Below are 794 nucleotides of genomic sequence, written 5' to 3' on the forward strand. Positions count from 1 at the left end.
CCGGCGGGGGCGCCGCGCGGGGACCTAGTCCGCGGCGCAGCCGGTGGTTTCGGTCGCCCGTCCCCCATCGGCGGGGATCACCGTCAGGCGCAGCGCGTCATGGTCCAGATCGAAGGGCTTGCCCGAGGGGGCGACCATCTCGACCACCGCCTGGGGGCCCGTGGGTCCGGGCAGGATGTCCGCCGCCGAGACCCAGACCTGCGGATTGTCGGTCAGTTCGACCGCGGCCAGCGTGGCCGGGCCCTGCGGCAGGTCCATCGCGACGCGCAGCCCGTCTGCCAGGGGCGTCACCTCGCATGCGGGATTGCCGTCCAGGCGCTGCGGCTCCGCCGCAAGGGCGCTGGCGATCACCGGGTCCGACTGCCTGCCCACGGGCGGCGCCTGCAGTTCAAGGTGCACGGGAACGCAGATGTTCTCGCACAGGCCCAGATCGATCTGGGCGGCGATGTCGACGGGCTTGCCGGGGTCCTGCGGATGGGCGGTCAGCGGAAGCACGAGGCGGTCGTGATAGCCCATCTCCAGCGTCTCTCCGGACCGGATGGCCTGGGGCGCGGGCCAGTGCAGGGTGACATGGGACAGGTTCCGTGACCCCGCCCAGTCCAGCTGGGGCGGCAGGCCGGTGTCGCCGGGGCTGCGCCAGTAGGTCTTCCAGCCCGGCTCCAGCAGAAGTTCCAGCGCCAGGATGCGCGCGCCGCCGGGTTCGGTCCAGCCGGGCAGCAGCTGTGCGCCGCGCAGGCCGGGCGGCAGGTCGTCCTGGGCGATGGCGGGTCCGGTCAGGACAAGCGTCAGGGCGG

At 73.4% G+C, this 794-nt stretch carries 1 protein-coding gene; it reads right to left on the reverse strand.

The genetic code is table 11. The features are described from left to right. Nucleotides 1–24 precede the first annotated feature (24 nt). A partial coding sequence (locus TW83_RS12380; protein WP_052714857.1) for a protein-disulfide reductase DsbD domain-containing protein occupies nucleotides 25–794 on the reverse strand: 770 nt, incomplete at its 5' end.

The sequence above is a fragment of the Paracoccus sp. S4493 genome, assembly GCF_000967735.1.
In the GTDB taxonomy this organism is placed as follows: Bacteria; Pseudomonadota; Alphaproteobacteria; order Rhodobacterales; family Rhodobacteraceae; genus Paracoccus; species Paracoccus marcusii.